The sequence below is a fragment of the Paenibacillus alba genome (assembly GCF_013204855.1).
Classification (GTDB): domain Bacteria; phylum Bacillota; class Bacilli; order Paenibacillales; family NBRC-103111; genus Paenibacillus_E; species Paenibacillus_E alba.
The window spans coordinates 104548-124829 of the sequence record NZ_JABMKZ010000018.1 but is presented as its reverse complement, the minus strand read 5'-3'; the positions used below and the strand labels follow the sequence as shown (position 1 = coordinate 124829).

Genomic DNA, 20282 nt, shown 5'->3' with positions numbered 1-20282 from the left:
AAATACAGGTCATCATACGAGGAGGAAGACATCATGCTCATAGAGATATCTAATTATTTATTCATGGGTTCCCTGGTCTTATTGTTGATTACTTGTGTGGCAAAAGGGATGCTAAACCAAGGATTTACCAAGGTAACTGGCTTGGATGGGATCCATGGCGCTGTGACCGATTTGAATATGGAGCACAGTCCGAAGAAACTGTTTAAACTTCAGGATTCATCCGTGGGAAGGATTGTTAAATCTTATTTCTTTTGGATCTCTATCTTGGGAATACTAGCATCTGTTGTGATTTCAAAAATATGAGAGAACCGCTTAAACCGATATACCGGAGCCGAGTTCGTATTTATTTGGGTATCAAAGCCTTTCGACTTAGGCGTTATTTTCAATGGATTTTGGACGGAAAAGCTTATGCCAAGAAGAAACAAGAGGCGAAATTGCCTCATGTCATTTTCACGCACACAACGCCGCTGCTTAGGAAACTAAAGGATGTGGATATGTGGCTGCAGCATAATAAAGTAACCAATTTAAGACTTGCGGCAAATAAGTTGAATGGCATTGTCTTGAGACCAGGTGAAACCTTTTCCTATTGGCGGTTAATTGGCCGTACAACACGTCACAAAGGCTATCAGGATGGCATGGTGCTTTTTCATGGTAAAGTAACAGCGGGGGTTGGAGGCGGCTTATGCCAGCTTTCCAATTTAATCTATTGGATGACTCTCCACTCGCCGCTAACGGTGACAGAAAGGTATCGTCATAGCTATGACGTATTTCCGGATGCAGGCAGGACTCAGCCTTTTGGCACAGGAGCTACATGCTTTTATAATTATTTGGATCTTCAGATTCGCAATGATACCCAGCAGACCTATCAACTTGCGATTCGATTAACGGAGTCACATTTGGTTGGAGAATGGCGAGCGGAAATGCCACCGATTCATACGTATGAAATTTATGAGCGGAGTCACTGGATCACGCGAGAATATTGGGGTGGTTATGTTCGCCACAATGAGATTCATCGCAAAGTGTACAATCAACAGGATGAGTTGGTTGGAGACGAATGGATTACGGAAAATCATGCGATTATGATGTACGAGCCATTGCTCGAGCAAGGCGAATGTTCGGCCAAAACGGGGGAAGCCGCTAATTAAGTCTTCCTCATGCATCTTTATAGGTGAAACCTATAAAAGCAATAGCTTTTATATCTAATGAGGAAGGTTATCTTATGTTACAATGAGAGCATCATATAGCGATAGTAAATGCTTATAAACAGTTTTCCAAATTTAAGGAGTGAATGACAGTCATGGCAGATGTGAAAAAAATTGCTATCATTGCTGGAGACGGCATTGGTCCAGAAGTTGTTGCAGAAGCAGAAAAAGTATTGAAACGTACCGAAGAATTATTCGGTTATCAATTTGAAACAGAGCACGCTTTGTTCGGCGGTATTGCGATTGATGAGAAAGGAACACCGCTTCCGCAAGAAACATTGGAAGTATGCCAATCCGCAGACGCTGTTCTGCTTGGTGCAGTTGGCGGACCAAAATGGGACAACAACTCCAAAGAGCTTCGTCCTGAAACAGGCTTGCTCGGTATCCGTAAAGCGCTCGGATTGTTCTCGAACATTCGTCCGGCTTTCATTTTTGACTGCTTGAAAGAAGCTTCCACATTGAAACCTGAAGTGTTGGAAGGCACAGATTTGATCGTTGTTCGTGAGTTGACAGGCGGGATCTACTTCGGTGAGAAATTCCGTCGTGAAACAGCGAACGGTCAAGAAGCTGTGGATACTTGCGCTTATAATGTAACGGAAATTGAGCGTATTGCTCGTCAAGCGTTTGAAATTGCTCAAACGCGCCGTAAGAAGCTTGCTTCCGTCGACAAAGCGAACGTTCTGGAAACTTCCCGTCTATGGCGCGAAACGGTTAACCGTATTGCGGTTGACTACCCGGATGTTGAGCTTGAGCACGTGCTCGTGGACAACTGTGCGATGCAATTGCTTCGTCGTCCATCCAGCTTCGACGTTATCGTAACGGAAAACATGTTCGGCGACATCTTGAGCGATGAAGCAGCGATGCTGACAGGCTCCATCGGTATGTTGGCTTCCGCTTCTCTTGGCGAAGGCAGCTTCGGCTTGTACGAGCCGGTACACGGCTCTGCGCCTGATATCGCTGGCCAAGGTATTTCCAACCCAATCGCAACGATCCTTTCTGTTGCTTTGATGTTCCGTCTGACGTTCGGTTACCACGAAGCAGCGGATTCCATCGAGCGCGCAGTGAAAGAAGTATTGGATGCAGGTCACCGTACAGGCGACATCGCTGTAGATAAGAGCACAGCGATTGGAACACTGGCAATGGGCCAATTAATCGTAGACGCTATGCGTAAATAGTAAAAATAAGCTTGCTTTGCCGAGGCATCCGATGCTTCGGAGAGCGAGCTTTTTTTGAACCTTTCATATATTAAAATAATTATTAGGTAGTATTGGATCTAATTATTGACTTTCAAGTAGACGGATGTTACCATTTTATACGAATAAGATAGATTTGAGGAGGAATTATACATGGCAGAGCGTTTAGTTGGTAAACAAGCTCCTGATTTTACAATGGAGACAGCTACAGGCGACGGTAAAGAATTTGGTAAAGCATCTTTGTCTGATTACAAAGGAAAATGGTTAGTTCTTTTCTTCTACCCATTGGACTTCACATTCGTATGTCCAACAGAAATCACAGCACTTAGTCATGCAGCTGCTCAATTCAAAGAATTGGACACTGAAATTCTAGGTGTTTCCATCGACAGTATCCATACTCACAAAGCATGGATCAACACACCAATCAACGACAACGGTCTTGGCAAATTGGAATTCCCTCTTGCTGCTGACATCACGAAATCCGTAGCTCGTGACTACGGCGTTCTGATTGAAGAAGAAGGTATCGCGCTTCGCGGTCTTTTCATCATCGATCCAGAAGGCGAACTGAAATACGAAGTTGTTAACCACAACGATGTAGGCCGCAGCGTAGAAGAAACACTTCGTGTGCTTCAAGCGCTTCAATCCGGCGGATTGTGCCCAATGAACTGGAAACCAGGCGACAAAAACCTGGTTGTAAAATAAGCTTTAGACCATACAGAGAAGCTCCTCAGGTTGGCATGCGAATGCGGGCCGAGGAGCTTTTCTTCTTGAAGGAGAACAGAGATGTCGGTACCTGCGAATTTGAAGTATACAAGAGATCATTTCTGGATCCGCCAAGAAGGGGATCGGGCTGTTATTGGATTAACCGAGAGTGGCCTGGAGAAACTAGGGATGATTCTTTATATTGAATTGCCAGAGCGGGAAGCAATAGTCAAGCAAAACGAGTTCATAGGCTCGCTAGAGACTGTGGACAACGAGCATGATCTGCATTCTCCCTTATCAGGGAAAATAACCGCTGTGAATATTCTACTAGAGCGAGCCTCACAACTGCTGAATGAATCTCCCTATGACAAAGGATGGCTATTCGCGATTCAGTGGAGTCAGGCATCGGAGCTGGAACAGCTCTGGGATGCGAATTCTTATCAAGTTGAAAGTGAATAGGGTCCGCAACTCATCTGTTTTGAAAAACCTGCGTAAATGCAGGCTTTATCGATCAAATCGTGTAAAAACATCAGAAAGCCTGCGATTGTGCAGGCTTTTTAAGGTTTTACGTCCTGGAATCGAAAAAAGGTCGCGAAAGGATGCATAATCGCATGATTTTCATGATTTTGCCTATTCCCAAGACGAAAAACCTGCATAATCGCAGGAATATGTGAAACGTAAGAATCTGAGGCAAACGGCCAGCTTACGCCAGCTCAAGCCACAGTTCGCTTTATAATTTCAATACAAAGAAGCTGCCCTCAAGTGATCAATCTACCTTGAGGGCAGCTTCGCATTGCTAGCGTTATTTTTTCAAGCTGGCGATATAGTCGTTCATTTGCTTGGCGTACTCATCGCCGCCATTTTTATACCAACCGCTTTGAAGTTCTGTGAATTTGTCGACCGGTTCTTTGCCCATAATGATTTTCATAATGGTTTGATCCCACGTTTTTTTGTAGTCCTGGTAGTTTGGTTTTTTGGCAGCTTCAGGCACATAACCAAGATCTTTGGATACAACAGCTGTTTCAACTGCGGTTTTCAGCCATGGTTTAATTTTGTCTACAATGGCTTGTGGCGTACCGACTTTAATAAAGAAGGATTCATCGTAAGCCCGTCTCATCGTGTTCGTACGAACATAATCTTTTGGCAGAGGCGTAATGCCTACCTTTTGACCGTCTTTAACGGTGTAGTCATTTCCTTCATAACCATCTTTAACGATTGTCCACGTATCGTCAGTGATCCATGAATTCAGAAGCTCAGCTGCTTTTAGTGGGCTTTTGGACGTTTTGGTAATAGCCCAGAACCCCCAAGCCCCTGTGGCGCCTGTTGCTCCCGCGTTAAGTATTTTGCCGTCTGCTCCTTTTACCCAAATGTAGGTAAGATCCGCACTTGGTGTTTGCTTTTGGATTTCTGGCAAATGCCACGTATAGTGACCAGCAAATCCTGGGTATACACCTGTCATACCGCGCCAGAAACGTTCTCTGCTCTTCGTATCGTCATTCGTAGCTGAATCCGGATCGAATACGCCTTCTTTATAAAGCTTAGCCGTAAATGCTAAAGCATCTTTGTAACTTGTAGTGCTAGTATCATATTTGGAATCCATGTATTTATAATTGCCATTTTTGCTTTCTTGCCAACCTAACGCACCAAATGGGCCAGTCAGAACAGGTTCAAACACTTTTGTTTGTACGTTAACATATCCTGCATATCCGTACGTATCATTTTTACCGTTTTTGTCAGGATCATTAAACGTGAATTTTTTCAAAATATCTTCAAACTGCTCAATTGTAACTTGACCGTCTGCCGGAACCGTAACGCCTACGTTTTGTAACCAATCATTTCTAACCCAAAATCCGTCATTGCGAAGAATGGAAGTTCTTGGAATACCGTAAATGTCGCCATCGTTTTTAACTTTAAGTGAATCTAGTGCAGTTTGATACGTATACTTTTTAAGCTCAGGAAATTTATCAATGTACGCATTGACAGGTAAGAGAATCCCGTCTTTCACTGCGTTTTGGAAGCTAACATCTGTGGTACCCGGGAAAAATACTAAGTCGGGATAGGAACCGGAGGCTAGCATCAGCTGCAGTCTTTCTGCATACCCCGTTATTGGCGGGATATCGAATTGAATCTTCACGTTGTTTTTCACTTCCAAAGATTTAACAAACTTTTGGTCCGCTTCCGATAGCGTCGGTGAATCGTAGTTACCCATGATTTTAAGAGAGACTGGATCCTTAGCCTGATTCGTTGGAGCAGCCGAAGGCGTAGTGCTGCCTGTACTGCTTCCACAACCTGCAACAAGCAAACTTATCGCCGTTAGACTAACTAAACTGGTCAATACCCCTCTTTTTTGACGACTCATGTTCTCATCTCCTATACTAGTTTAATTTAGAATTGTGTATGATCAATGGAAAATTTCCAGAATCATCTTAGCCTTTGACAGATCCAAGCAGCATGCCTTTTACAAAATATTTCTGCAAAAACGGATAAACGAGTAATATGGGGATCATGACAAGCATTAATGTTGCATATTGCAGCGTTTCAGACGTTACGGAGTTAGCGCCAAGCTCTGCCGTATTGGCATTCAAAGCCATCATACTCGCTGCTTCAATCACTTCTCTCAGGTAGAGCATCAGAGGCCATTTCGAATCCGATTGAATATACAAAACGGCATTAAAAAAGTTGTTCCAGTATCCTACGGCTCCAAATAAAGCTAACGTAGCAAGAATTGGTTTGGAAAGCGGGACGATAATGCGCAGCAAAATGTAAGGGTAGGATGCACCATCTATGCTGGCTGCTTCCTCTAGCTCTTCCGGCAGCGATTCAATGAAACTCTTCATCAAAATGAGATTGAATCCCGAAAATAACGATGGCAATATGAGTGCAGCTAAAGTATCCAGAAGACCTAAGGAACGCATTAAGTAATAATTAGGTATGATTCCACCGTTAAACAACATCGTGAAAATGATCGCAACGATAATAAAGCTTCTGCCCTTGAGAATTTTTTTGGACAACGGATATCCCATCAACACATATAAGACTAAACTTCCAAACACGCCTATTGTCGTAATAATAACAGTGTTCAAGTAGCTGCTCCACAAGATAGGACGAGACATAATTTCCTTGTAGGACGACAAGCTAAAATCATGCGGCCAGAGCATTAACGGATGGCTGATATAGGCATCATAAGAGCTGAGCGATACACTGGCAACGTTCAGAAAAGGATACAGCATAGCAAGCGTTATGAGTGTTAGCAGCGTGTAGTTGATTAAATCGATTGCTTCCATTTTTTTTGTCATCTTGATTCACCTACCAGATGTTTTGACCGAACAGTTTGGCGATTCGATTCGCTCCGAGTACTAATACAAACCCGACTGCTGCTTTAAACAAACCAACCGCAGCAGAGAAGGACAGCCTTCCATCAATTAACCCGATTCGATACGTATACGTTTCCAGCACATCCGCAACTTCGTATGTAGAAGGATTGTATAGAAGAAATACTTGTTCAAACCCATTATCCAGGATATGCCCGAGTTGAAGGACGAGGAGAATAACAATAGTTGGAAGTAGGCCAGGCAAAGTAATATGGACAATTTGCTTGATCCGGCTTGCCCCATCCATTTTGGCCGCTTCATAAAGGGACGTATCAATGCCCGTCATGGCGGCTAGATAAATGATAGTTCCCCACCCGATTCCTTTCCATACATCCGCTGATACGATAATGCTTCGGAAATACTGCGGCTCAAGCAAAAACGGAATTGGCTTGTAGCCAAAAGCCGTTATGATATGATTAACAGCACCAGTGGAAGGCGACAAGAAATTAATGATCATACCGGCCAAGACTACCCAAGAAATGAAGTGAGGCAAATACAGAATCGTTTGGGACACGCGCTTGAAAGCCATATGTCTGACTTCATTCAGCATGATTGCCAAAATAATCGGTGCCGGAAATCCGCAAATTAACTGATAGCTGCTCAGTATTAACGTATTGCGAAGCACAACATAGAAATCTTTGGACTGAAATAAATATTGAAAATTTTCCAGTCCTACCCATTCGCTGTTCCATATTCCCTTCACGAGACTGAAATCCTGAAAAGCAATAACAATCCCGAAAATGGGGATATACTTGAAGATGAGCAGATACGCGCAGCCCGGAATTAAAAAGATATACAACCATTTATGCTTGGCGAAGTGCCGTCTGCTTTCATTCCTTCTTTGCATCGTTGTGACAACTGTCGGCTGTTCGTGTTCCAACGAAATTCCCATGATGTGTCTTCCTTTCTCCATTTTGACTATCCTTAGTTTACATGGGGAGCACATCGTGTGATATGAATAATCAATCGATTTCTTGAAGTATTCAACTGAGAGGCAGCATGAAAAAATAAAAAGCCCTGCGACAAATCGACAGGACCAGGCGGAAATCTATCTACTCTGATTGCGTAATCACATTTTTCAAAGAACGTTTGTACTCATTCGGACTCACGCCCGTCATTTTCTTGAAAATATTGGAGAAATAAGAGTAATGCTGAAAACCGACTTTTTCAGACAATTCATAGTTTCGGAATTTCCCTTCCGATAAGTATTTTTTGGCCAATTCAATCCGTTGTTCCAGCACGTAGTCAATGACCGACATCCCCACTTCTTTTTTGAAAATATGGCTGAAATGCGAGGTGCTGAATCCCGACTCCGCCGATATTGCATCTACCGTGAGCTCATCTCCAAGATGCTGACGAATGTACTGAATGGCGCGAGCGATTTCAGGCCGAACGGCAATGGCTTCGCCAGCGACTCGATCCCGTTTCTGCAACCAAGCCAGCAGGAGCTTTGTCGCCTCGCCAAGATAAGCAGCCCGCTTAAAGTCAGGCCATTCAGACAAATAAGCAGCCTTATTCAAACTGACCTGCAAGGAGATAAACCAGTTGATCACATCTGTGGGACATGGATTCATTTGAATCAGGTAGGATTGAATCTTATCCATCGTTTTCACATGGAACTCATAGGGCCTTACTTCTTCCAAAGGCGTCGTCATCGTTTGCAAAATATCCCATTGATCACTGCTCATTTGGCGAAAAGGACGAAGGCCATAGGTGACAATTGTTCTGGGTTTCTCCTGATAAAATCGATAAATAAACAAACCTTCCGTCTGTCTAAACATCGTGCGAATTTGACTAGGGCGGTGGAACCCTTCGCTTGCGGCCAGCTTCACTGTTACATCCAAATACTTCTCCAATTGCGGCTGAATCGCCTGTTCCAGGCGTAAACAGATCTCCATGCAGCTCTCTTTATCCAACTGCTTTTCATTCGTGCAAACCATCAATGTTAGTCTCCCGAACTCAAGAGGAAAAATTTCAATCTTCACAGGCAATAGCTCCAGCAAGGATTCACGAATAATCTCCAGCATGCTGAATTCAATGAGCATTCGATCGTTGTTGGAGTAAAGGCTGTATACGCCTGCCAAACCATCCACTTCAACGGTAAGCAGAAGGAAGGAAGCAAATTTCAATTGTGCCCCAATATCATTAGCGCGCTGGGTAATTTCATCATCATTCACATATAAACCCGTAAGCAGCTGCTGAAAAAAATGTTTCCTGAGCGGATAACTGTTGCTTTGAATCGTCTTGCGATTCTGAGAGGCCGATAAAATTTGGGAATCTTTCTCTGATTCCTTTAAAGCCTTGTCCAAGGCTGCTTTCGTTTCCGTCAGATTGATCGGCGATTTGAGAATATATCCGACTGCTCCATTCTGCATCGCTTGGTTAATATAGCTAAACTCCCGGTGCGCCGTGAGGATCACGCATTTCGTATGGGGGAAACGGGTGTTCATATGCTTGAGCAGCGTCAAGCCGTCCATTACAGGCATGGTAATGTCAATTAACGCAATGTCGGGATCAAGCGCTTCAACTGCCGCCTGCGCCTCCACTCCGTTCGTGGCTTCACCTACAATCGTATATCCCCATTCCTCCCAGGGAAAAGCCTCTTTGATATGCTGCCTTGCCATGAATTCATCATCAATCAATAAAAGACGCTTCACCGGGATCTATCCTTTCTTTAGGAAGCTTTATCCAAACTTTCGTACCGATATGAGGTTGACTGTCGATCGTAAGCTGATAGGCATCGCCGAACATAAGCTGGAATCGTTCATGAACATTGAGAATACCGATATGCTCCGCATTTTCAAAAACCGTCCCTTTGCGCCGCAGCTTCTCCGTAAGGGCGTGCAGAGTTTCAGCATTCATGCCAATTCCGTTATCTTCAATTAATATTTCCCAATAATCATGATCGACCATAGTGGCAATGTAGACGCTCCCCCCTGTAGGTTTGGGAACAATCCCGTGAAAAATGGCATTTTCGACAAGCGGCTGAAGAATGAACTTTGGCAGCTTATATTCCAGGGATAGCGGGTCCATATCGAATTGAAATTCACATTTATTCGGGTACCGAATTTTCATTAATTCCAAATAATTCTCAATCGTAATCAGTTCTTCTCGAACTTTAACCGGATCGGGGGAATTATCTAGGGCATAATGCAGTTGGTTGGACAACGCGGAAATTAAACTGTCCATCTTCTCCATATCGCCCCGCCGTCCAAGCATGGAGATCGTGTTCAAAGTATTATACAGAAAATGCGGCTTGATTTGGGCATGCAAGGCGCGGAAGTCAGAAAGCTTCTTTTGCTCTTCGCTATGCTTTAAATCCACGATCAACTGTGCCATTTTTTTGGTCATAAGATTGAACTGCACAGCCAAGTAGCCGATCTCATCTTCCGTTTTGATCGCGATATAGGTATCTAACTCCCCTTCTCCGACTCTTTGTACAAATTTGGTCATTTTCTTAATCGGGCCAGAAATGATTACGGTTAACAGCAGTGACAAGCCGAGGGACAGCAGAAAACAAATAATCGTAAGCTGCCAAGTAAAGGCGACCGATTGTTTCAGAGGCTCCAACAGCTCGCGCTTGTTCATGACCATCACAAGCTGCCATTGAACGATGGTATTGTACCCTCTAGTTACAATGATGCTGTCCTTGTCGGCAGAACCGGCAATCTCCATCTGTCCCCAATCGGAATGCAGGATGGAAGGATCAAATCCAGTGAGATTGTATTGCTTGTCGACATAGTCGAAGCGAACATAAGGAGCTTTGCCCATAACAGGGTGGAGCGATTTGTCCAGAATAATGAGATTCTCCATGACATCTTGCGTTTCTTCCGGAAATAACGTGTAATACAGCCTGTCTAGGCTAATATCTGCGAGCAGGAAGCCGGAACGGCCATTCGTTAGGGTAGTCGGGAACACATACGTGATCGTATATCCCGATACATTGGAATGGTAAGGTCCTACCCAAGAAGGTTCTGCACGGGTAGCGTCCGACAAGATCCGCGTGATGACCGGGTCGCTGAACACATCCCAGCTATGGGTAGATGTACTGGCGAGCACTTCATCTCCGGAGATGAAATGAACGTTGCTGAGATTAGGCGTCAAATAAAGCAGGCTGCCCGACATCCACTTCTCCAACTGCTTGTAGTCCCCATTTTGCAGCCTGCTGTCATTCACAATTGAACTCATTGTTGTGCGTATATTTTGCAAATTCGAATCCAAATACCGGTTTGACTTTTGAACAGCTTGCCGAGCATATCCCATTTGCGATTTCACTAGAATTTCGGAGGAATGCCGATTGAACGAAAAGGCCATCAAAAGAGTAAGCAGTTCGAAACAAACAAACGTAAGCAGAAAAATTTTTGGCGTGATCCTTAATTTTCTTAGCATTGCTCTTGCTCGACTCATTGCGGGTTAGCTCCTTCAGGGAGGTTATGTAGTTGATTATATCTACGTATACGACAAAAAACAGTCACTATCATGCTAAATATAGCAAATTTCGATGATTCCGCCATATACCTCAAATTATCATGTGATATTTTATGTTTTTTTCACTTCGAACGCCCTATACTGTTTTTAAAATTCAGATAAAGGCGGGTAAAAGGATGATGACTCAAGACGCAATTTATGTAAAAGACTTCCAAGGACAAGATGATGCGGCTGCCATTCGGGCAGCGATCCAAAGGGCAGTGGAGACGAACGCAGGCTTCGTTGTATTTGAGCCGCGCCGCTATATCCTTCAGAGTGAGATCACATTCAGGACAGATGGCTTTGAACATGATGCTGGAAGCTCCAAGCAAGACAGCAAGATGTGCCATATCGTTATCCAAGGAGTGCGAAGCCTGACCTTGCTAGGCGCTACCGACGAACAAGGCAACCCCGCAACTGTGCTTGTTGGTTCTAATAATGGACAAGTTCACAGCTACCTCCCGGCCATTCTATGGTGCGAGGATTGCGATCAGCTAACCGTGAAAAATATCGCCTTTACCCGCGAGCCGGAGTTCGCATCGGCCGGAGTTGTGCTGCGTAAAGACGACACTCATATTTGGGTAGAAGTGTTCGAGGGCAACCCTTGCTCGGATCATATGGGCTGCTATTGTATGAACCGTTTCGATCCGGAGACAGGAGCGTTAACAGGGGAGAGTGTTACGTATGGAGGCGGCGCTGGGGCACTTTGGGAACTAGTGGGACCTAATCAGTTAAGGCTACAAAGCGCCGATGTCGCTTCCAAAGTGCACGTCGGCGAACACCTGTCTTGGCATCAAGGCGCGCAAACGGATTTTCAAACCTATTTTGCAAGATGCAATCAATTGAAATTATTGAATTTAAGGACGTTTAATGCAAACGGATTTTGCATGTTAACCGAATCTTGCAAGGGAATCCATGCCGATCGTATCATCTTTCAGCCGGATGGGAACCGTTTATTCACGGCTCCCCGCGATGCCTGGAAATTGTTCAAATGCAGCGGAGATATCTTTATTAACGAGATGATCATTGAAGGCGTGCGAATGGATGGACAGAATATGCACAGTACTTGGCTGGAGCTTAGCCGGATTGAAAGCAGGCATGAGGCCGTCTTTTTCTGCAAGCATACATTTGCTAGTCTGGAAATTGGCAGTGTCGTCGAGTTATGGCATGAGGAGGACATTTATCCATTGTCTATATCCAAGTGGCAGCATGAGGGAAAAGGAGAGCGAGGACATTATTATCGCATTTGGTTCGAGCAGCCTTTGCCTGACATGGCACAAACGGGAATGCTGGGAACCGCATCCTGTTGGGAGCCGGATCGCTACATCTGCAAAGATTCGCAATTTACGAATATTGCCGGAGCGGGTCATCTAGTCAGGTATGACCATCTGCTCATTCTCAATTGCAAATATAAGAATACAATGAATCCCGGTATTTTGTTAGGCGCCGAGCTGCCTGTGCACTCGGAAGGCGGACACGCGACGGATATTGTGATCAAGGATTGCGAATTTGACAATTGCGGATTTTTTCCGAGATATGGCGCATCCGGTTGTATCGGTATTAAATCTGCGGGCTTCAGCGGCAAATTCAATACAGATATCATCATTATGAACAATATCATGAAGAATTCGGAAATTGGCGTTCACGCCATTGATGCACATCACGTTTGTCTCATCGGCAATACGTTTGAAGGCGTCGACATGCCTTTACTACAGGATGAGGAAGTGAATGGAACGATTCTATCAACGGAACGAACAGGGACAGGGATTGACTGATTAAGTGAACTTATTTTCATTGGATATCGCATAATTTCGATAAATAATGCATTTTTCCACCGTGAGCAGTGCGATATGCTAAACTCACTTCTTAAATCATATGTCGACAAATGAAGCAGAAGCAGTGTCACTACTTCAAAACTGAAAGGTGGATTCATTCATGAGAAAGATGCTAGCATTCGGCTTGGGGACTTTGGCTGCGGTAGCAATATCATCTGCGGCAGCAGACGAGGCAAAAGCGGCTCCCCCTGCAGGCTACAATCTCGTATGGCAAGACGAATTTAACGGAACTAGTCTGGACGAGCAAGAATGGAATTATCGACAAAATCAATACACGGACGAAAATAATGTGACGGTCTCCGGAGGGGCCATTCATCTGAACATGACTCGCTCCGTTTCCGGCTACCGCGGCGCTGGGGTTACAACCAAGCGTACCTTCGGTTACGGTTATTATGAACTAAATGCCAAGTGGACCAATCCAGGCGCGGGCTTCCATCCTTCCGCTTGGACTCAAATCTGGGACGCGCAATTACCCAAAACGAATAGTCTTTCCAAATTCACGGAAATCGACTTCTTTGAGCACTATAAGAACGGCCAAATTACCGCAGGTTATTTAAACTGGAATACGGAATTGGCTGCATCGGGCGGCGGAGACGCCAAATTATTTGCTTCTAACCGCGGAGTTTACACAGGAGACTATTCCAACGAGTACCATACTTATGGTGTTGATTACGGGCCTCAGCGCATGGCCTTTTACAAAGATAACGTACTAGTGAAAGAATTTATTTATCCGCTTCGGACAGAAGCAACACTAGATAAGGCAGCATCGCCATTCAATTCGCCAATGGTGTTCTACTTGTCAACGATTCCACAAAATGCTGATCCAGCTCAACCTCCGGGATACTTGTACGGTACGTACGATGTCGATTACTTTAGATACTATACGACAACTGGCACGGCGCCAGTTACATCGCCAGTGTCCCCCTCGCCTCACAATCCAATTCGAACGGATAATTTTGAAAGCGGAACCATTACGAATTGGGACTTAAAGTCGGGCAGCTGGAGCCTCGTATCCGATGGAAACAGCAACCGACTCAACACATCCACATCTAGCGGAGTTTCCATGGCTGTGTATAATGATCAACCTTATTCTTCCGCAAGTTGGTCCGACAGCGCCATGCAAGCCAATTTCAAGTTGAACGGCACAACAGGAATTACCGGCTTGGTAGCGCGCTATGAAGAGGTCGTGCCTCCTAATCCTGCGGATCCAGCCAATTACTACTATCTGAGAATAAATGCAACTAACCATATGTTTGAACTGGCCAAAGTCACTCCATCTGCGACTACGGTTCTTGCGTCTTCTCCTGAAACGTTTGTTTCTGGAAACGATTACAATTTAAAATTGTACTTGAATGGTTCGACGTTGAAAGGGTATTTGAATGGTGTGGAACGATTCTCGGTGACTGACGATCAGTTGACACTTGGTGCCGCAGGTTTCAGAGCCTATAATCAAATCGTCAGCGTGGATAATTTCCTATCCTCACGAATCATGTACAGCGATGACCTAGAGTCCGGCAATGCTGACAAATGGACAACAGCAACGGGCACATGGTCTGTTGCAACGGATGGAAGCTATGTATTGAAAAATACTTCTATCGCTGGTGAAGCCCGTGCTTTCGCGAACAGCGCATCCTACAATAATGCTTTCATCTCGGCCAATATCAAGCTGCTTACGAACACAGGTTATGCCAGCGTGACAGGCCGCTATACAGACAGCAATAACTTCTACATGCTGCGGTTGGATAAAATTTCCAATAAATTAGCTATTAGCAAAAAAAGCAACGGTGTCGTAACGGATCTAGCCTCGTATCCGATGAGTATTACTATCAACGAATGGTACCGAATGGAGCTTTCAATTGTCGGCAATCAATTGAAAGGATACTTGAATGGCGAAGAGAAACTCAGCGCGACGGACAATGCTCCGCTTGCTCCAGGCAAGGTTGGCGTTCGAGCATACACAGCCAGCTTCGAAGTAGATGACCTATACGTAGAAGCAAGATAAGCATTTCCGATGATCAAGGAGCTGTCCTCAAGTAGGTTTATCTACTTAGAGGGCAGCTTTTTTTTAATTTCCCGAAATCATCCAAAACCGCACGGAATGCTTTTTTTGGCAGACCTTATACATGGCTTATTGATTTCATGCTAAGCTTATAGGCAATAAATTCATTTTGAAGCTGGATGTCCTACAGGAGGGAAATAGGTGATAAAAAAAACAAGGGTTCCCAAATTGTATGTGTATCAAAAAGTGATTATCGTTTTTGCAGCTTTGATCATTCCTGTCTATTTCGTCAATCTGCTGATGAATATGAAGGGGCAATCCTTTATTAAACAGGAATTTTCCGACTCTATCCAGTCTAAGGTGCAATTTTATTCGAACCAGTTGGATGATCAGATTTCCTTCATTCGCAATCAGCAGCTGCAGGTTGTCAATGATTCCGATCTCCAGAAGCTGAACTTTCTGTCCGGCACACTGGATGTATTTGAAGAAATCCAACTCGTAAACAGGGTTAAGGAACGCTTGTCCACGATACAGAACTCGAGTGATTATTTGCTGAACACCGGGGTATATATGAAATCATTCGGAAGAACGATCTCTACCCAAAGCGGGATCAATAAGCTGCCTAATCAGGAATATGAAATAATTGGTAAACTGTATTCAAATAGCAAGAAATCTTCCATTTATTATTATGAAGGAAGATTGTTTTTTATTGAAGCGGCCAACAATTCAAGTGTAATTGTGTATTTGGAGCTGTCCGTTAAGAAGCTGGAAAAGACATTAGACCAATTAGTGGGCAATTATGGCTACTCGGGAGCTTTTATTACCAATGAGGATTTTAGCTACTATATATCGGCCAAGCAGGATGACCCTATTGTAAGAAAAATACATGATAATGTTTCCGTGGAGCAGAACAATAAAAATGATGATAGCCATATTTTAAAATTTGGAGATCAAAGTTACAGGATCACTTACAACCACATAAGTACGCTCGGATTGTCACTCTATTCCTATATGAACCAAAATGAGCTCACGGGGTCTCTGAAGACATTTAATATTTGGCTGCTTGTTATGTCGCTGGTTTCGGTTGTCATTATTGTTGTTTTTTCATTTTCAGTCAAATTGATGATCCATAACCCTTTGAAAGAACTGATTGCTGCGTTCAGAACGCTGGAAACGGATAACCTGGATATTTTGATTAGGCCCAAAAATGATATTGAGTTTGGCTATCTCTACAGGAGCTTCGATAAGATGATCGACAAGCTGAGGCAATCCATCCGGCAAAATTATGAGCAAAAGATGGCGCTGCAGCATTCGGAGTTAAAGCAGCTGCAGTCGCAGATCAAGCCTCACTTTCTGTACAATGGATTTTTCAATATTTATATGATGTGCAAGGCGAAGGATTATGAAACCGTGGCCACTTTAGCCCAGAAGCTGGGCAGTTACTATCAGTTTGTTACAAGAAGCGGTGCGGATGAGGTGCCGTTTGACAAGGAATATCGGCATGCTATGGATTATGTGGAGATTCAGCGTATACGGTTTTCGAATCGGATTCATGTTGTTACCGGTGAAATTCCAGATGCCTGCAAGCATCTCATGGTGCCTCGTCTGATTCTGCAGCCGATTATCGAGAATACCTTTGAGCATGCTTTCGAGAACGAACGTAGAGGCGGCAATATCCATATTACGGTCACTTACGGGAAAAAAACCTTGTGTATTTGTGTGGAGGATGACGGAAATAAGCTGACGGATGAAAGGCTTCATGCCCTTCAGAAGAAGTTGGCTAATTGCTCCATTGTTCTTGAAAAGACAGGCATCATCAATGTGTGCAGGCGAATCCAGTTGGAGTATGGCAAGCCTAGCGGCGTATTTGTTTCCAGAAGCGAACATGGCGGGTTGAAAGCAGAAGTGATCATTCATTTTAATTATGGAGGCGGCAGTGATGTATAGACTCTTAATTGTTGACGATGAACCGGCGATTGTTGAAGGACTGGTACAGATGTTTCAGGAAAGGGAGGAGCTTGATCTCGATATCTGCAAGGCGTATTCAGCGTTTGAGGCGATTGACGTGATCAAGAAGACGAAGATTGATGTTGTGCTCAGCGATATTCGTATGCCGGAGAAAAATGGCTTGCAGTTAATGGATGAGATTTTATTTTACTGGCCTGCCTGCAAAATCATTTTTTTGACGGGGCATAATGAGTTTGATTATGTTTATACGGCGATTCAAAAAAATGTGGAAAGCTATATTTTAAAAACAGAAGAAGATAAGGTTGTCATCGGGGCGGTCACCAATGCGTTAAAGAAAATAGAGGATGAGCTTAAGAACAAGGATATCGTGGAAAAGGCCCGAAACCAAATGCTAGTCATGGCGCCGCTGCTGAAAAAGGAATTGTTCGAGGCGCTTCTATTAGGAGAGCGTGTATATGACCTTTTATCCGAAGAATTATTTGCAGAACAAGCCATAAAGTTGAATCGGGAAGCGCCTGTGCTGCTGCTCGTTGGCAAGATTGACAGTTGGTCCGAAGGCATGTCGTATGCCAATAAACGAAACGCCCTGTATGCTGTGCGAAACCTAGTTGAACAGTATTGGCCTTCTGTGCTAACAAGCGAAGAGATTGTCTATGAGAATTCGATGATGATTTCGTTTCTGCAACTAGCTGCGAATGCGGACAGATTTCGAAGTGAAGACGATGCGGTCGATTGGAGAGGATTTGTCACTTATTTAAAAGGCATTCTTGAATCGGTTCAAAATGCATGCCGCGATTTGCTGCAAATGGACATATCTTTCGTCATATCAAGAGGCGCTGTGGAGTGGGACAACCTGCATAAAGAATTCGAACTGATGAAAGCGATGATCAAGAAAAGAATGGTATCCGGGCAAAAAATGACGATGATGGACCTTGGCATGGCGAACGAACTTTTTAAAGTGGAGCCTTCCAAGGTTGCTGCTTATTCGGATGAATTTAACAAAAAGCTGCGCTTACTGGAAAAGAAGTTGGATGAAGGGGATGAGCTCCAAGCAGAAACGATTTGCAAAGACCTGATCATCAGCTTGCAGCATGAAACCTCTCAGAATTACCTTCTTGGTCTAGAAAGGTATTATGCGTTTGTGCTGGTCTTCTTGGCCAATATCAATAATCAACAGCTATCGGACAGAGCCAAGGATCATATGCCGATCGAAAGTTTTGCTATGATGGACATTCCCGGTGATTGGATGGCGGTGGAATCCTATTATCTCGAACTTGGCAAACAGATATGCCTGGAGAAACAGCAGCAGGTTGAAAAGGGAGAAAATTTGCTGGTTGAGCGCATTCACAGGTTTATTAACGAGAATTTGAGCGGTGATCTCTCCCTTGCCAGAATTGCTGAAGTGGTCCATTTCAACCCTTCCTATCTATCGCGTTTCTATAAGCAGCTTACGGGGCGGAATTTGTCCGATTATATTAATGCAACCAAAGCGGAGATGGCGGTGAACATGCTGGAGGATATGCAGATGAAAATAAATGAAATTGCTTTGAAATTAGGTTTTGAATCTCCTTCCTACTTCACAGCATTTTTTCGAAAAATGAAAGAGGTGTCGCCACAGGAATTTAGGGAAGCGATCCTCCATAAAACAAGGAAGTAAACAAAACAGAACGATGTAAACAGTTTAGTATAGCGGTTGTTCGTCCCGCAGCATTACAATAAGTACAGTAAAGCTCGAGCCTTTACCACAGACCATGAACAACGATCGTTCCAGTTACTTAATTCGCATAAAATGTGGGGGGTATAACATGAGAAAAAAGCTTGTCCGTTCTGTCCTACTTACTTCACTGATATCGACTGCGCTAATGGGATGCAGCAGTAACAATGAAAGCGCTTCAAGTGCAGGAAGTGCTGCACCGCAAACAACGGGTGCCCAAACAACGGAAAACATAGATCCTTTGGGTAAATACGCTAAACCGGTTACGGTTACCGAAGTGCTGGGCTTCCGCCCGCCGGAAGATCCGAAAACACCGAAGGGAATTACGCCTGATCAGAACGCCTATCTAAAAGATTTGAAAGAGATGCTTAATATTGATCTGAAATATATGTGGAGCGTACCGACCGAACAATTCGAACAGAAGTTTTCGCTTGCGCTTGCTTCTGCCGATTTGCCTGATATTTTGGATCTGGATACGATGCAATATGAGAAATTGAAAAGTCAGGGTATGCTTGCAGATTTGACAGATGCCTATAATAAATACGCCTCCCCCGCTTTAAAAAATTATATGCAGGTGGACGGCGGGTTTGCCATGAAAACTACGACGACAGATGGCAAAATATTAGGCATTCCGGGGTTCGAGGATCCTTATCTGTCCACACAGCTCTTGTGGATTCGGAAGGATTGGCTCACCACTCTCAACCTGCAGCCGCCAAAAACAATAGACGATCTGGAGAAAATTGCCGAAGCCTTTGTCAAAAACGACCCTGGCAAAACCGGTAAAAATGACCGGTATGGCATCGCGATGCAGAAAACACTGATCGGCTGGGGATTTGATGCCAGAGGTGTGTTTAACGGCTATGGCACAGCTCCCAAAGCTTGGCTCAAAGGCAAAGACGGTAAGCTTGCCGCAGGTGAAATCCAGCCCGAAACGAAAACCGCTCTTGCCAAGCTGCAATCTTGGTATCAGAAAGGACTGCTGGATAAAGAATTTGCGCTGAAAGACGAAAACAAGGTTGTGGAAGATATTGTTGCCGGCAGGGTTGGTATTTCGTACGGTGAATGGTGGTACCCGAACTGGCCGCTTAATATTAGCAAGGATAAAGATCCCAATGCAGAATGGGAAGCTTATCCGATTCCATCGCTGGACGGTCAGCCAGGGAAATCGATGGTCGGCAAGGTACGGATGAGCCACATTATTGCTGTGAACAAAAAAGCCAAAAATCCGGAAGCTGCGATTAAGATGATTAACTTCTACATTGAAATGGGCAAAAAACAGTATCTGGAGAAAAACAAAGCAGAAAACGGATACGTGTACAACTGGTTTGTGCCAAGAATCTATAATCCTGCTCAAATTGACAACATTTATACAGAGGTTAACAAGGCTTTGGATGCCAAGCAAGATGCCATTACACTCGATGATGAGAACTATAAGAATGTTGCGGACGTATTCAAAGCAACCAAGGAGTTCCTTGCCGGCGATACGACGAACGCCACAAAAGGCTCTAACTGGGGTCAGTACTACAGCCGTGCAGCCAAAAACGGCGGTTGGGGCATGACACGCCAAATTCGCGACAACAAGCAGGTGTTCTTCAACGAGTTCTACGGCGTTCCGACGGAAACACAGGTTGAGAAGGGAGCACAGCTCGACAAGCTGCTCGACGAAACGTATACCAAGATTATTATGGGCGCTCCTGTAAGCGAATTTGACAAGTATGTGGAGAGCTGGAAGAAGCTTGGCGGTGACGATATTACGAAGGAAGTCAACGAGTGGTATACGAAGAATGCATTGAAATAGGGTGAAGCATAAAGCGGGGGAGGCCCTTTACAC

15 protein-coding genes are annotated in these 20282 nt (G+C 44.3%); 10 read left to right on the top strand and 5 right to left on the bottom strand.

Features of this window, described 5'->3' with window-relative positions:
- Positions 1-33 precede the first annotated feature (33 nt).
- From HQN90_RS21670 to HQN90_RS21650, 5 genes are all read left to right on the top strand, one after another.
- On the top strand, positions 34-303 hold the full coding sequence (locus tag HQN90_RS21670; RefSeq protein ID WP_173222525.1) for a hypothetical protein: 270 nt from the start codon (positions 34-36) through the stop codon (positions 301-303).
- Positions 300-1145, top strand: a complete 846-nt coding sequence (locus tag HQN90_RS21665; RefSeq protein WP_173222523.1) for a VanW family protein — start codon at positions 300-302, stop codon at positions 1143-1145. The genes HQN90_RS21670 and HQN90_RS21665 overlap by 4 nt, the downstream gene beginning before the upstream one ends.
- Positions 1146-1297: 152 nt before the next feature.
- Positions 1298-2377 (top strand): 3-isopropylmalate dehydrogenase, encoded by a 1080-nt coding sequence (leuB, locus tag HQN90_RS21660; protein ID WP_173222521.1) that lies wholly within the window; start codon positions 1298-1300, stop codon positions 2375-2377.
- A 171-nt stretch (positions 2378-2548) separates the two neighbouring features.
- Positions 2549-3097, top strand: coding sequence for a peroxiredoxin (locus tag HQN90_RS21655; protein ID WP_079414036.1), 549 nt, complete (start codon positions 2549-2551; stop codon positions 3095-3097).
- 81 nt (positions 3098-3178) lie between these two features.
- Positions 3179-3556, top strand: a complete 378-nt coding sequence (locus tag HQN90_RS21650) for a glycine cleavage system protein H (RefSeq protein ID WP_173222519.1) — start codon at positions 3179-3181, stop codon at positions 3554-3556.
- A gap of 343 nt (positions 3557-3899) precedes the next feature.
- Here the strand turns inward: HQN90_RS21650 and HQN90_RS21645 are convergent, their stop codons facing one another.
- The 5 genes from HQN90_RS21645 to HQN90_RS21625 form a co-directional block, all read right to left on the bottom strand.
- Positions 3900-5456, bottom strand: a complete 1557-nt coding sequence (locus HQN90_RS21645) for a type 2 periplasmic-binding domain-containing protein (protein ID WP_173222517.1) — start codon at positions 5454-5456, stop codon at positions 3900-3902.
- 67 nt (positions 5457-5523) lie between these two features.
- Positions 5524-6393 carry a carbohydrate ABC transporter permease gene (locus HQN90_RS21640; RefSeq protein ID WP_173222515.1) on the bottom strand — a complete coding sequence of 290 codons (870 nt, stop codon included), beginning with the start codon at positions 6391-6393 and terminating at the stop codon, positions 5524-5526.
- Positions 6394-6403: 10 nt separating this feature from the next.
- A complete protein-coding gene (locus HQN90_RS21635) occupies positions 6404-7360 on the bottom strand; it encodes an ABC transporter permease (protein ID WP_246362716.1) in 957 nt (318 codons plus the stop codon).
- Between the two features lie 160 nt (positions 7361-7520).
- Positions 7521-9125, bottom strand: coding sequence for a response regulator (locus HQN90_RS21630; protein WP_173222513.1), 1605 nt, complete (start codon positions 9123-9125; stop codon positions 7521-7523).
- The gene (locus HQN90_RS21625) at positions 9103-10875 is read right to left on the bottom strand and encodes a sensor histidine kinase (protein ID WP_173222511.1); all 1773 of its coding nucleotides are present in this window, start codon (positions 10873-10875) and stop codon (positions 9103-9105) included. The genes HQN90_RS21630 and HQN90_RS21625 overlap by 23 nt, the downstream gene beginning before the upstream one ends.
- Positions 10876-11072: 197 nt before the next feature.
- Here HQN90_RS21625 and HQN90_RS21620 point away from each other — a divergent pair, with 197 nt between their 5' ends.
- The 5 genes from HQN90_RS21620 (at position 11073) to HQN90_RS21600 (ending at position 20249) form a co-directional block, all read left to right on the top strand.
- Positions 11073-12710 carry a hypothetical protein gene (locus tag HQN90_RS21620; RefSeq protein WP_173222509.1) on the top strand — a complete coding sequence of 546 codons (1638 nt, stop codon included), beginning with the start codon at positions 11073-11075 and terminating at the stop codon, positions 12708-12710.
- Positions 12711-12870: 160 nt separating this feature from the next.
- Positions 12871-14772 (top strand): family 16 glycosylhydrolase, encoded by a 1902-nt coding sequence (locus HQN90_RS21615; protein ID WP_173222507.1) that lies wholly within the window; start codon positions 12871-12873, stop codon positions 14770-14772.
- A gap of 198 nt (positions 14773-14970) precedes the next feature.
- On the top strand, positions 14971-16716 hold the full coding sequence (locus HQN90_RS39685; protein ID WP_173222505.1) for a histidine kinase: 1746 nt from the start codon (positions 14971-14973) through the stop codon (positions 16714-16716).
- A complete protein-coding gene (locus HQN90_RS21605) occupies positions 16709-18394 on the top strand; it encodes a response regulator transcription factor (protein ID WP_173222503.1) in 1686 nt (561 codons plus the stop codon). Before HQN90_RS39685 ends, HQN90_RS21605 begins: the two co-directional genes overlap by 8 nt.
- A 148-nt stretch (positions 18395-18542) precedes the next feature.
- Positions 18543-20249 (top strand): extracellular solute-binding protein, encoded by a 1707-nt coding sequence (locus HQN90_RS21600; protein ID WP_173222501.1) that lies wholly within the window; start codon positions 18543-18545, stop codon positions 20247-20249.
- The last annotated feature ends 33 nt before the right edge of the window (positions 20250-20282 follow it).